Source organism: Micromonospora sp. NPDC047467, assembly GCF_040643095.1.
GTDB lineage: Bacteria > Actinomycetota > Actinomycetes > Mycobacteriales > Micromonosporaceae > Micromonospora.
In genome coordinates this window covers 112,971-125,111 of the sequence record NZ_JBEYTO010000014.1, presented here as the reverse complement: position 1 = coordinate 125,111, position 12,141 = coordinate 112,971, and the positions used below count along the sequence as shown (strand labels likewise).

Here is a 12,141-nt window from a genome sequence, read left to right as displayed (position 1 = left end):
GCGCAACCAACACGCCCAACCCAAAACCGGATACGCGATCAACTCCAAGATCCGCCATCCCGATTACCCGTTCAAGGCCGCATGACGAGGCACTAAGGGACGTCTCGTAACTGGGTGAAGGCGTTGCCCGGCACCGGCCCGGTGGTCAGCCGGCGAGGATGATGTTGTGGAGGTTGGCGATGCCGGAAGCGGCGTCGGCCAATGTGTGGGCGGCACGGCGGTAGTCGCGCAGGATCTTGAAGCACTTCATCCTGGCCAGAGCGTGTTCAACCCCTGCTCGGACGGTCCGGTGTTCGACGTTGAGGGCTTCCTTCCAATCCGGCAGTGAACCGCCGTCGGCAGGCTTGCGGTACGGCATGATCACCTCCGGGTTGCCCCGGTAGCCACCGTCAGCCATCACCGGCCGCCCGTCCAACGTCTCGGCAATGCCCGAGGTGCGGTAGACGATGGTGTCGTTGCGGTTGCCCGGCTGCGGGTCACCGACGGCGATGACCAGGCGGGTGGAGGCGTCGATAGCGACCTGCAGGTTCGTCGAGTACCGGTAGTTCTTGCTCCGGGCCGCCAGGCGGTGATCACGGGTCGGGACCAGCGTCCCGTCGACGATCGCGATCTGCTCGACCGGCCGCTTGCGTACCGGCGCCAGCGCCAGCAGCGGCGCGAGGGTGTCGATGACCCGGTGCGCCGCGGAGTGCGACACCCCGAACAGCGGGCCGATCTGGCGCATCGTCAGATTCGTCCGCCAGTACGCCGCCACCAGCAACACCCGGTCAGCGAGATCCAGCGCCCACTGCCGGCCCGGCCGGCCGTCGGCGATGCCGTCACCGCCACGCTCGCCGACCAGCCGGACCAGCTTGCGGAACTGGTCGGGCTGCAACCCGGTGAAAGGGAATATCCACTCCGAGCGAGCTGCCGAGATCACCTGCACCCAGGCATCCTGCCCGACCATCCTCAACAGACAGACACCAGGGTTACGAGACGTCCCTTAGTTCACTGGGGGTCAAGGGGTCGTCGGTTCGAATCCGGCCGTCCCGACGCAGGTGAGGGGCCATCTCGGAAGATCGAGACGGCCCCTTTGTCGTACCTGGGTGACTAACTGAGTGACTACGCCTCAGCGTCGAAGATCCGGTCCATGGCGACTGCGGAAAGCCCAAGGGGCCGCCGCAGACGGGAGAGTCGAGAGTGGTGGAGGTCCGTCGCCGGCAGCCGGCCGCGCCGCGCCCAAGCAGCGCGGCGCAGGGAGGGCGCGTGCCGGGTCCGCGCGGCAAGCCCCAAGCATGGGGGCGGCGTCCGCGCGGCGGCATGCCGGTCGCCCAGGAGCCGGCTTCGCAGCCGCTCAGGGTCAGGTCAACCCCTCACCTGGGAGGGGAGGGGTGGCCGCCGGTGGCCAGCTCCGACCCCGGGAGCCGGGTCCGTGCTGGGCCAGGTTAGGTCAACTGCGCCACTGTGGCGGTGTTCGCCGGGGGCGCGGTCCGTGACACGAGAGCCGACACCCGACTCCGGCTGCTTCGGCAGCGTCCGTCCGTGCGTCAAGGTTCGCTTGACGTGCCGGCCGGACGGATTCAGTTGAAGGGCAGGTCTGGCGAGAGGGACCGATACCAGAGGCAGGGAGCGCAGCACAGGAGAACAATGAGTGCCACGATGGCGACCAGAGCGATACCGCTGAGACTGCCGATCGCCAACATGCTCTTGAACGCGTTCCGTGTGTCGCCCGCTTCATCTTCGGCTCTGGCCATGACACTCCCGTGATCAGCAGGACTGGTTGATCAATATTCTGCCGAAGGCGGCCTCGGCGGCGTGCGGGGGTCTGGCGCTCTGGCTTATCGAACATCGCGTGGGGGACCAACTGAGTGACTATCTGGGTGACGATCGCGACGGACGCCGGTGGACGAGGATGCACGGCGGGGGACCGCCACAGGAGATGAAAGCATGTGAAGCAGCAGGTGGCGGGGTCGTGTTGGTTGCCTGGGGGTCAAGGGTCGTCGGTTCGAATCCGGCCGTCCCGACCGGTTGACCTGGGGAGATGAAGATCTTCTCGGGTAACGGCGGTAACATCCGGCAACGGATGATCTTTGTTGGCGGTAACCAGGTGCATGGTTGGCCGCCGGCCTGCTCGGCTTGTAACGCTCTGACCTGCCGCTCCATCTGCGTCTTGGATGAGGCGGCATCTTGGTCTCTTGATTCCGCGTCAAGTGCTGAAGCTGCTGCCAGATGTCGCGTCGTCGGGTGGCTCGGCAATCCTCCTCTCGCAGCAGGGCCGTCGGCTGGCGCCGCATCGTGAGCCGGTGAGCCGGTGAGCCGGTGAGCCGGTGAGCCGGTTGGCAGGGGGTCAGATCCCGTGGATGCCGTGTCGTGGTAGGAACAGGCCGTGCCGGTCACCGTTGATGATGATCTGTTGAATCGTGCGGGTGAGCTGAAGCAGCAGCTGGTGGCGTTCTCGCAGCAGCGACGTTATGAGCGAGGGTTCGACGATGTGCTGGCGGATCAGCATGACGAGCGGTTTTCGCTCGACGAGCACACCTTGATGATTTTGTGGGACTACTTCGTTTTGGAGCATCGGCTGCGTAACGGCCGGACGGTGGTGGAGCAATTCGTCGCCGCGCACCCGGAGTTGTCCGAGCCGGAGCGTCAGATGCTGCTCGGATGGCGGGACGTGGTGCAGGGGCCCTTCGAGGTGCAGGGGCGCGACGGGCCGGCGCTGGTCGTGGTGAACCTCGTGGATGAGTTGACCTACCGGGTGCGTTCCAACATGGGTCCGTCGGTGTTCCGGCGGTCACCGCGTCGGTCGTTCCTGCTCGCTCGGCTGGTGGCGGTGGGCGAGGAGTGGATGATCAGCGGCCCGATGAACGTGTGGCGGGCGCAGGAGCGGGACGTCGCGTACCAGATGGCGTTGGAGATGTCGCTGCGCGCACCGGAGGCGGTGTACCGGAACCCGGAGAAGCTGGCCCAGGCGTGGAAGCTGCAACGTCAGGATCGGGACCGGTTCGTAAGTTTTTTCGGCAGCGACCTCATGGTGGTGGCCAGTGATCAGGTCGTCGGCCGGATGGCCGCCTACCACGCGTTCTGCCGTGCGGAGGTGTCTGGCACGCCGTCCTCCGCCCCGGCCAGTGACGAGGCGGCGGTGTTCGAGTTGCCGCCGGATGTCCTGGACGCGGAGACGGTGGCGATAATCTACGACGAGATTGACGGGTTGGGTTTCTACGCCGAGTTCGGTCTGGTGGAGGCGGCGTTCGCGGATCCGGACCTGCTGCGCCGCCGCCGCTACCGGGAGCACACGCTGGCGTACCTGCAGGATGACAGCGTCGGCCCGCTGGTGCTGCGTCGGCTGGCCGCGCGTGATCCCGAGCGGGCCAGTGTGGTGTTCCGGCGGCTGCTGAAGAAGCCCCGTTTCGACTGGACCCGCGACGGTGAGGAACTTCTCCGCGCGTACAAGCCGGAGCACTTCCGACGGGCGCCGCGACCGCGGGTCAGCCCGGTCAGCGAGCGGCTGGCCGCCTACGCCCGCCGACGCTGAGGCACCGTCAGGTGCTGGGCAGGTTCACTCGGGCCTCGGCCGGGCCGGGAACGGCGTGAGGCCGAGGTAGCGCCGGTAGGCGGCGTGGATCCAGGCGGTGACCGTGTCCGGCGGGAACGCCAGGTCGGCGAGGGTGACCTCGCCCGCGCCATCCGGGCCTTGGCAGGCGGCGACGAGGCCGCGTGCCTCGTTCGTGTAGTCGATCGAGGTGACGGTGACCGGGGTGCCCAGCAAAGTGGCTGCGGTGGGCAGGAGTGTTTCGTCCTCGATCACGGCGAGGAACGCGCTGTGTTGCTCGTCGGCGCCGTAGGCGTCGACGACGATCGCCTCGATTGCGTTGTCCAGATCCTGGTCATTCGGCACGCCCCACACGGTAGGGCGGCGCGTTCCCGACGCCGGGTCGTGGTCTGCTGAGATGGACAGATGACCGGTGACGATCTGACGGTGTTGGTGGACCGGCTGCGCTGGGACCGCCGGCGGGATCCCTACCGGGGTCGACGGGAGTACTCGCAGACCGCCCGCCAGGTGGCCGAGGAGTGTGATCGGTTGGTTGCCGACGGTCGGGCGGATCTCGCGGTGCCGATGTTGCGCAAGGCCGTCGGCCGCATCACCCGGGCCCTGATGTACCTGGATGACTCCTCCGGAATCATCGGAGACGACCTGCAGGAGCTCATGGACCTGTACGCGAAGGCATGCGTGGCGGCACTGCCGAACCCGCTCAGCCTGGCCGGCTGGCTGGTGAAGCTGGAGTGCGACGGTCCCGGCTGGCCCCGCGTCCGGCTGGCCGACTTCGCTCCGGCGCTGGGGAGGCGGGGGATCGCGGAGGTGGAGCGGCTGGTCGCCGAGCGGGCACGTGTGGCCGACCCGGAGTCGTGGACCGGCGCGTTCGCGGTGCGTGACCTGCGCGAGCAGCTCGCTGAGGTATCGGGAGATGTCGACCGGTACGTCGCGGTGCTGGCCGAGCACCTGACCAACGCCGTGCAGTACCAACGGATCGCCGAGGCGCTACATGCCGCCGGACGCCGGGACGAGGCGATGGACTGGGCCCGGCGGGGCGTGGCCGCCAACGCGGGCTCGCCCTACACCGACCGGCTCCGCGACCTCCTGGTCGACATGCTCGTCGCCGCCGGCGACCCGCCGGGTGCCGTGCGGGTCCGGCGGGAGGAGTTCGCACGACATCCCACCGCTGGCGGGTACCGATCGTTGATCGACACCGTGGAGGCAGCCGGCGGCGACGATCCGACGGCGTGGGCAATGGAGGTGCTGCGCGACCGGATCACCCAGCAGCCGGCGTACGCCTCCGAGCTGGTCGACATGCTGCTGGCGGTGGGCCGTGACGACGAGGCCTGGCAGGAGGCCCTGCACCACCGGCGGTGGCTCGGCGGGCCGCAGTGGCAGACCCTGCTGGAAAGGCGGGTCGCCACGCATCCGGAGGAGGTTATCCAGCCGTACCGGGACCTCGTCGACCAGGCGATCCTCAACTCGGCCGACAAGCGGCGCTACCGGCGGGCCGTCGCGTTGCTCCCCGCCCTGCAAGCGGCATACCAGGCCACCGGAGAACATGCGGCGTTTGGGCAGTACCTCGCCGAGCTGCGGGTTGAGCACAAGCGCCGGCCGACGTTCCTCAAGACCCTCGACGCCGCTGGGCTGTAGCTGACCGGTCTCCCGATTCCAGGTTGCTGGAGCAGTAGTCACCTCATGGCCCTCGGTCCCCGTGCTGATAATCGGCCGGGCCGGCAGTCTCGCGGCCGAGAGGGAAGCGGACCTACCGTGGTTGCCGACGACCACGGCAACGGGAGTGGACACCATGCTCGACGTACGCCACCTCGATCTCGAGGAGATCGCCACGGCGCTGCAGGACCAGAGCGCAGACGAGTACCGCTGGCTCATCGACCCGGTCAGCGGCGAAATCATGATGTGGACGGCTGACGGCGGCATCGACGGGAAGACACCGGTGGACCTGGATGAACTCGACCTGGTTCCGATCGAGGCGTTACCGCCCTCCGTCTGGCACCGCGACATGGTCGACTTTGCCGAGCGGGTCAGCGACGAGCAGGCGGGCCGCAGACTCTTGCGGGCCGTCCAAGGCAGGGGTGCCTTCCGACGGTTCAGGGACGAACTGCACGACGAGCATCCGCACCTGCTGACGGTCTGGCACGCCTTCCACCAGGCTCGGGCAACCCGCCGGGCCATTGACTGGCTGCTCGACAGCTCCCTGATCGATGACGCTGCCGCGAGCCGCTGTCGGACCGAGCACCCTGACCCGGACGTACCGTGATCGGTGACGTGTAGCCGAGCGAACGTGTCGAGCCGCAGGTCGATGTCGACGCGGAAGCCCTCCGCACGATAGGCGGCGATCACCTCGTCGACGGCGGTAGGGAAGTCGGCGCGGCGTTGCCAGTCGGCGAACAGATCGACGTCCTCGCTGGGGCGGACGAGGATCCCATGGGCGGCGATCGCGTGCCCACCGGCCAACGCGAACCCGTACTGGCCGCCGACCTGCAGAGCGATCTGCGCGGGCCTGTGCCGAGTCGATCGCCCAGCAGAACAGCGGTCATCAAGTGAGCGTCGTGTGGCATGGGGGCGAACCCACCGCCACACCCATCGGGCTGTTCCGGGGCCTACTGGCCCCGTTCGAGGAGCTGCGGCGCGCGGGGATGGTGCGTCACGAGATCCAGACGAACGCCACTCTGATCAACCGACAGTGGTGCGAGCTGTTCACCGCTTACGGCTTCGAGATCGGGGTCAGCATCGACGGACCGGGCGCGTTGAACCGGAACCGCCTCGACCGGGCCAGCAACGCGACGGACGCCCGGACCCTGCGCGGCATGCAGACCCTGGCCGACGCAGGGGTCGGGTACTCGGTGATCTGTGTAGTCACCCCGGAAACCATCGACCACGCGGGCGCCCTCGTCGACTTCTTCACCGGCCTGCCCGGCTGCGAGTCGGTGGGCTTCAACATCGAAGAGCAGGAGGGCGCCGATCGGGCAGTGGTGTCGGAGGATGCCGCGTACCGGTTTTGGCAGCACGTCATCGAGCGTCGTGTCGGCGGCAGCCCGCTGCGGATCCGCGACGTGGATCGGCTGGCCGACTATCTCGCCGCCACCCGCGCCGGGCTCGTCGACCACGCCCTGTACGAGCCGATCCCGACCGTTTCTTGGGATGGGCAGGTGGTGCTGCTGTCACCGGAACTGCTCGGCATCACCGAGCCGCGATACGGCGACTTCATTGCCGGCAACGTCCTCCATCAGCCGATCACCGCCATGCTCGCCGGCGCCGGCGACCTGGGCTACGTCGCCGAGTTCGTCACGGCACTCAACGACTGCGCCGACCACTGCGCCTTCTACGACTTCTGCCGTGGCGCCCAGGCCGGCAACCGCTACTTCGAGCACGCGACGTTCACCGCCCGAGAGACGACCTACTGCCGGACCACCCGACAGGCCCTCGTCCGCGCCGCCGCGGATCACCTCACCCCTCAAGGAGGAGCACCATGACCAACGCACTCGCGACCCTCATCAACGCGGCACCCGAGCAACTCGCCCGCCTCGGCGTCGACCCGCAGCGGTCGGTAGCGTCGATCGACGCGGCGAAGTTCGACAACCGCCCCGCCTGGGCTAACAAGGGTAAGTTCGACAGTCGACCCGGCTGGGACAACTGGAACAAGAAGAAGTAGCCCCACCACGGGACGCGCGGGGGTGCGTGCCCACCCCGCGCCCACACAGGTTGAGGACACATGCGCACCACCACGATCGGCGACGTGAAGGTCCTGCTGCCGGACCTCGAACCGGACGACCTCGACACCACGACGGACCTGGACGGTGGCCTCACCGAGGCCCTCGTCGAGGGCGCCGCGTGGCACGGCTCGCGCCTTGAGGACGCCCGCATCCGCAGCAGCCTGATCATCGGCGTGGACCTGAGCGCGAGCACCTGGGAAGCGGGCAGCCTGTACGCCTGCGAGATCACCCGCACCGACTTCTCCGGCGCGACCCTGACCGGCATCACCATCGAACGCTGCGCCATCACCGGCTCCCGGTTCACGGGCACCAGACTCACCGACGTACGCCTCAAGGACGTCCTGTTCGACGGCTGCCGCTTCGACTACGCGACCCTCCACCGCGTCACCGCCGCCGGCTCGGTCGCCTTCACCGACTGCACTCTCACCAACGGCGCGTGGTCTTCCTGTCGACTACCTCGCATCGCGCTGCGGTCATGTGACCTCGCCGGACTGGAATTGGACTCATGCCACCTCGACGGCACCGACCTGCGGGGCAGCCGCCTTCAGGGCCTCAAGACGCCGCTGGACAACCTGCGCGGCGTCACCATCGGCGAGGACCAGCTTCCCGACCTCACCCAGCTGACCGTCGCAGCCCTCCACCTCACCGTGCGCAACGACTGAAGCCGAGGAGGCGTCGTGGTCGCTGAACCCACGGGCAGCCCCGACACGATCCTCGTCTGCATCCGGGGCAACTCCGGCTCCGGCAAGAGCAGCATCGCCCGCGAGCTACGACGCCGGCACGGCCGGGGCTGCGCCTTGGTCGAGCAGGACTACCTACGCCGCATCGTGCTGCGAGAGCGTGACAAGCCCGGTGGCGCGGCGCCGGCGTTGATCGGGCAGTCTGTTCGGTTCGCGCTGGACCACGGGTACCACGTGGTGCTGGAGGGCATCATGCACACCAGCCGCTATCGGGCGATGCTGACGGCTCTGCGGGATGGCCACCGCGGGCGGTCGCTGTTCTGCTACCTCGACGTGTCCCTGGCCGAGACCCTGCGCCGGCACCTCACGCGCCCGCAGGTCAGTGAGTTCACGGCCGAGGACATGAGCGGCTGGTACGCCGCGCATGACGTCCTGGGCTGGTCCGACGAGCTCGTCCTTCCCGAGACCACCGGGCTGGACGACGCCGTCGAGGCCATCGCCGTTGTGGCTGGGCTATCCCAGACTGGACGCGACGACGACCGACTGCCGAACGTTCCGTCCCCGTAGAGCAGCTCAGCCGGCTACCGGTGCCGTTCCGGCGCACCGTTCGCCACCGTCGGTCCCGAGTAGCCAGACAGCCCGCCCAGCACGGCGACTGCGACGACGTGCAGCTCGCCCTACCGCGCCCGCCTGAGCCAGCTCTCGATGACAGTGAAGGCGTGCTCGGTCAGCCCGCGACGGGGATCGACCCGATGCAGCAGGGCTCGACTTGGATGATGAGTCGACACCCACTGCTGATCGGCGTCGGAGATCTCGTCGTCGACCCAGACGAAGGGGCGTCCCTGCGCCCACTCGACCAGCCCACGGGTCTTCCAGTGCAGGACGCCCATCTCGTCGGAGTCGGGCCAGTGCACGACCGGCAGGGTCGGTAGCCCGAGCAGGGGTGCGAGTACGTCGTTCGCGTCGCTCATCCAGGTCGTCGCCCACACCAGATCGCACGATAGGGCCTTCAACCAGCGGCCGTGTTCCGGACTGACCTTCGATGCTGCCGTGACAATGCGCTCGGCTCCCGGTGCCCCTTTCGGGTCGGTCATGCGACTCCTGCGCGATTGCGACCCCACGCCTGCGTCATCGAGTTCACGCATAGTTCATCGCCGATGGGCCTGCGCCTGCGGTGTTTCCGCAGGCAGCGGCACGCTTGGCCGGTCGGCGGTGGCGCTTACCAGGTGAACGGACCCGTGATCAAGATGCTTCGGAGCGTCGGCCGGTGTTCATCCGCGAACCGCAGAGGGTCCCTAGGGTCTTGCGCCGGCACGCCTTGTAGCTGTTCGCGACACCCGGGAGCCCTTCATGAGTCAGGCCATCGACATCCGCACATCGCCGGTGGGGGAGGGGCCACTGTGGCAGGCGATCCTTGCGCAGGCCCAGCACCTGCCCTCGGCTGCGGCACTGGTCGATGGCGCGGGTGACCTCACCTACGCGGAACTGGTCAGCAGCGTCGAGGAACGGGCGGCGGAGTTGACGGTGGCCGGGGTGTCGGCCGGTGACCTGGTGGGGCTGCGCATGCCGCGTGGCCGGGACGCGGCCGGGTTACCGCTGCGTTGGCCGGGCTGGGCGGAGGTGGCCGACGCTGGTGGGCTGCCGACTGCGGGCGTCTGAGCCGGTCAGCCTGCTGGGCAGCTTGGCGTTTGGAGGGGGCCGCGCGTCTGGTGAGTGCCGGGTGGCGAGTCGGTCGAGTAGCTCGCGAATGTCGAGCCGGCGTAGCTGGTCCAGGAGTCACTGTCCGCGAGCCAAGACGGCGCGACCGTGACGCTCGTCTACGCCGGTTCAGCGCGAGCGCACCAGATCGATGCGCGCGCCGCAGGCCATGCGGGAGATCAGTGAGCCATTCCGAGCAACCGTTTGATCACTAGGGGTGATCATGTGGCGCGAGAGTGCTCGACGTGCAGCAGGACGAGCGCTTCGGTTTCTTGAAGGCCACGGTGATGGTGTCCGACTCGCCCTCGTAGCCCAGGTCCCCGAGGGTGCGCGGGTAACCAGCGGCGTCACGGAGCGCTGGGAGGATCTCGGTGTGGGTGCATGCGGCGGTGGTGTCGTGCTCGCGGCCGGGTCGTACCTCGGAGGTCCAGATCGGCCAGCCGTCCGCGACGGTGATGATCTGAATGTCGCCGTCGTGGTTGTCGCGCTTGGCCGACCACCATAGATCCACGCACGGGGTGGGCCCTGGGGTGCGGCAACTACGGTAAGCGCTGTCTTCCTCAGTCCTCATCGATGTTGCGGACGTGGCCGTAGTCAGAAGGCTCGCTCTTCCTTGATCAGCTCGACTGAGGTGCGCGACCTTCAGTCACCCTTCGAAATGCCGGATATCGCCTGCTTCGTCCTTGTGCATGGAAGAGTAAGCATCGTGACGACGGATCATCCGGCATTTGCGGCGACAGACCCGGGGTACGCCGCCGCCCTGGACACGGCTGAGCGTCTGCTGGGCTTCCGCTTGGAGCGCTTTCTTGGCGCCACCCCTGGTGAGCCAGCTAACGGCGCAGACTTCAAACGGATCGCGACGATGCACGCCTTTGGCGACGTCTGGCCGCGCACCGAGCACCTAGATACACGGACGCGGGCACTGGTGTCCGTCACCATCGCGGCGACACTCGGCGTCCTGGAGCCCCTCCGTGGTCAACTCCGCATCGCGCTCAACGCCGGCGCTACCAAGGAAGAGATCGCCGAAGTCTTTCTTCAGGTCGCGGCCTACGCTGGCGTAGCACGCGCGTTCGACGGCTACCAGGTCGCGGCCCAGGTCTTCGCAGAGAACCCGGAACGCTCAGACCCTGGTAAGTAAGGGTTTCAGGGGTGTTGGTGGTGTGCGGGGCGGCGGGTCCGGGGGCCGCAGTGCGCCCGACGGGCGGTGGTCGAGGCGGTACGCGCCCCGACGGGGCCCTGAAGCCTTGAACTGGCATGATGATGAGCCATTCCGAGCAAGGGGCTGACTACTGACGGTCGTCATGTGGTGAAATCATGATCGATATGGAGGATGGTCAGCGCGACAGCGACGATCTTCCCGATCCGCCACGGGTCGCGGCTGACGTTGCGAAGCGCTTTAAAGGTCATCTGGAGTAGCGAGTTCCCGCGTTCGCCGATCGCGCGCAGGCTGCTGTGTGCCTTGTTGAACTGCTGCTGGACGAGGGTGAGCCGACCGTTCTTGGGCTTCTTGAAACGCGACGGTGACAATGTTGGCCAGCCCTTCGGAGCCCAGATCGCCGAGGGTTCGCAGGTCGGCTCCGTCCGCGGTCAGGGAGGGGCAGGATCTCGGTGTGGGCACGTACGGCGGTGGTGTCGTGTTCGCGGCCGGGCCGACCCCGCCTCGTTGGTGGCACGCCCAGGCGGAGCGCAACGCCCGGGGTGGTTACCGCTAGACCCAACCGGTCGCCGGCCCCGCCGCCGAAGCGGTTCGGACAGTGCCTGCCCGTCAGCTTCGCCCGATGCCGCGCAACAGCGCGTCGACGACCAGGTCGGCGGCGGGTGCGGCGGCCAGGTCGGGAAAGTTTTCCGCGGCGGCGTTCACGAGTTGGTCCAGCAGCGTCCTGGCCCAGCCCGGTGGCAGGTCGGCGCGGAGTAGCCCCTCGTCGGTGGCGCGCTGGATGAACCGGTCGAGCCGCTCGCCGAGTTGCTTGCTCCGGGCCGCGGCCTCGACGTCCATGTTCATCATTGGCTTGAGGACCTGGATCGACCAGCGCCGGATGACCGGGATGACGCCCTCCACATAGCGGTGCAGGGCCACCGCGACCGGCGCCTCCGTCAGCCGGGCGTCGTCGAGCGCGCGCTCGGAGGCGTCGAGCTTGGCCTGGTAGACCCCGGCGAGCAGGGCCTCCCGGGTGGCGAATCGGCGGTAGACGGTGCGCCGGTCGACGCCGGCCGTGGCAGCGATCGTGGCGATGCTCGTGGCCGGATCCTGCGCGAGTAGTCGAGCACCCACGTGGAGGACCGTGTCGAGGTTACGGGCTGCGTCGGCTCTCATAGTGCCGTCAACTCTACCCCTGTGTGGCAGGTCACGCGGCTAGCTGCACATGCTAGTGGCGGGACCCAAGTTAAGTGCTACGTTCGTGTGGTGCCTAGCCGCACAACACGCCACAACGTTGTGCCCTTGATGATCGCGACGCGGAACGCGTACGCGGCGGGGCCGCAGTCCAGACGCCGATTACGAATCGGCGCAAAACCAGCA

The 12,141-nt window shown here is 68.0% G+C and carries 14 protein-coding genes and 3 pseudogenes; 9 read left to right on the top strand and 8 right to left on the bottom strand.

The features are described from left to right. Positions 1 to 145: 145 nt before the first annotated feature. Together ABZ780_RS29475 and ABZ780_RS29470 are read right to left on the bottom strand one after the other, a co-directional pair. Complete coding sequence (locus tag ABZ780_RS29475) at positions 146 to 925, bottom strand: transposase family protein (RefSeq protein WP_357005219.1); 780 nt, start codon at positions 923 to 925, stop codon at positions 146 to 148. A gap of 1,401 nt (positions 926 to 2,326) precedes the next feature. Beyond that, positions 2,327 to 2,515: a hypothetical protein gene (locus tag ABZ780_RS29470; RefSeq protein WP_357488149.1), complete on the bottom strand. Its 189-nt coding sequence runs from the start codon at positions 2,513 to 2,515 to the stop codon at positions 2,327 to 2,329. 6 nt (positions 2,516 to 2,521) lie between these two features. On the opposite strand from ABZ780_RS29470, the gene ABZ780_RS29465 reads away from it, so the two are divergent. Next, a complete protein-coding gene (locus ABZ780_RS29465; protein WP_357488148.1) occupies positions 2,522 to 3,511 on the top strand; it encodes a hypothetical protein in 990 nt (329 codons plus the stop codon). A 24-nt stretch (positions 3,512 to 3,535) separates the two neighbouring features. On the opposite strand, the gene ABZ780_RS29460 is transcribed toward ABZ780_RS29465, so the two are convergent. Then, positions 3,536 to 3,874, bottom strand: a complete 339-nt coding sequence (locus ABZ780_RS29460; protein ID WP_357488147.1) for a hypothetical protein — start codon at positions 3,872 to 3,874, stop codon at positions 3,536 to 3,538. 60 nt (positions 3,875 to 3,934) lie between these two features. Here ABZ780_RS29460 and ABZ780_RS29455 point away from each other — a divergent pair, with 60 nt between their 5' ends. Together ABZ780_RS29455 and ABZ780_RS29450 are read left to right on the top strand one after the other, a co-directional pair. Continuing rightward, positions 3,935 to 5,164, top strand: coding sequence for a DUF6880 family protein (locus ABZ780_RS29455; RefSeq protein ID WP_357488146.1), 1,230 nt, complete (start codon positions 3,935 to 3,937; stop codon positions 5,162 to 5,164). Between the two features lie 154 nt (positions 5,165 to 5,318). Then, entirely contained in the window at positions 5,319 to 5,789 is a 471-nt protein-coding gene (locus tag ABZ780_RS29450) for a UPF0158 family protein (protein ID WP_357488145.1), read from the top strand. Positions 5,790 to 5,836: 47 nt separating this feature from the next. Here ABZ780_RS29450 and ABZ780_RS29445 read toward each other — a convergent pair. Continuing rightward, a pseudogene (locus ABZ780_RS29445) lies at positions 5,837 to 6,112 on the bottom strand (nucleotidyl transferase AbiEii/AbiGii toxin family protein); the annotation flags it as partial. On the opposite strand from ABZ780_RS29445, the pseudogene amcB reads away from it, so the two are divergent. From amcB to ABZ780_RS29425, 4 genes and pseudogenes are all read left to right on the top strand, one after another. Next, a pseudogene (gene amcB, locus ABZ780_RS29440) lies at positions 6,025 to 7,005 on the top strand (cyclophane-forming radical SAM peptide maturase AmcB); the annotation flags it as partial. The pseudogenes ABZ780_RS29445 and amcB sit on opposite strands and share 88 nt — an antisense overlap. Then, a complete protein-coding gene (gene amcA / locus ABZ780_RS29435; protein WP_357488144.1) occupies positions 7,002 to 7,184 on the top strand; it encodes a multiple cyclophane-containing RiPP AmcA in 183 nt (60 codons plus the stop codon). The pseudogene amcB and the gene amcA, both read left to right, overlap by 4 nt. Positions 7,185 to 7,244: 60 nt before the next feature. Next, a complete protein-coding gene (locus tag ABZ780_RS29430) occupies positions 7,245 to 7,907 on the top strand; it encodes a pentapeptide repeat-containing protein (RefSeq protein WP_357488143.1) in 663 nt (220 codons plus the stop codon). 15 nt (positions 7,908 to 7,922) lie between these two features. Further along, positions 7,923 to 8,492, top strand: coding sequence for a kinase (locus ABZ780_RS29425; RefSeq protein WP_357488142.1), 570 nt, complete (start codon positions 7,923 to 7,925; stop codon positions 8,490 to 8,492). Between the two features lie 110 nt (positions 8,493 to 8,602). Here the strand turns inward: ABZ780_RS29425 and ABZ780_RS29420 are convergent, their stop codons facing one another. Then, positions 8,603 to 8,914, bottom strand: a complete 312-nt coding sequence (locus ABZ780_RS29420) for a hypothetical protein (RefSeq protein ID WP_357488141.1) — start codon at positions 8,912 to 8,914, stop codon at positions 8,603 to 8,605. 361 nt (positions 8,915 to 9,275) lie between these two features. Between ABZ780_RS29420 and ABZ780_RS29415 the strand changes: the two genes are divergently transcribed. Beyond that, positions 9,276 to 9,584, top strand: a complete 309-nt coding sequence (locus ABZ780_RS29415; RefSeq protein ID WP_357488140.1) for a hypothetical protein — start codon at positions 9,276 to 9,278, stop codon at positions 9,582 to 9,584. Between the two features lie 301 nt (positions 9,585 to 9,885). Here ABZ780_RS29415 and ABZ780_RS29410 read toward each other — a convergent pair. Further along, a pseudogene (locus tag ABZ780_RS29410) lies at positions 9,886 to 10,131 on the bottom strand (transposase family protein); the annotation flags it as partial. A 123-nt stretch (positions 10,132 to 10,254) separates the two neighbouring features. On the opposite strand from ABZ780_RS29410, the gene ABZ780_RS29405 reads away from it, so the two are divergent. Continuing rightward, positions 10,255 to 10,761, top strand: coding sequence for a carboxymuconolactone decarboxylase family protein (locus ABZ780_RS29405; RefSeq protein ID WP_357488139.1), 507 nt, complete (start codon positions 10,255 to 10,257; stop codon positions 10,759 to 10,761). 161 nt (positions 10,762 to 10,922) lie between these two features. Here the strand turns inward: ABZ780_RS29405 and ABZ780_RS29400 are convergent, their stop codons facing one another. Together ABZ780_RS29400 and ABZ780_RS29395 are read right to left on the bottom strand one after the other, a co-directional pair. Then, on the bottom strand, positions 10,923 to 11,150 hold the full coding sequence (locus ABZ780_RS29400) for a transposase family protein (protein WP_357488138.1): 228 nt from the start codon (positions 11,148 to 11,150) through the stop codon (positions 10,923 to 10,925). Between the two features lie 238 nt (positions 11,151 to 11,388). Next, positions 11,389 to 11,937: a helix-turn-helix domain-containing protein gene (locus ABZ780_RS29395; RefSeq protein WP_357488137.1), complete on the bottom strand. Its 549-nt coding sequence runs from the start codon at positions 11,935 to 11,937 to the stop codon at positions 11,389 to 11,391. Positions 11,938 to 12,141 lie beyond the last annotated feature (204 nt).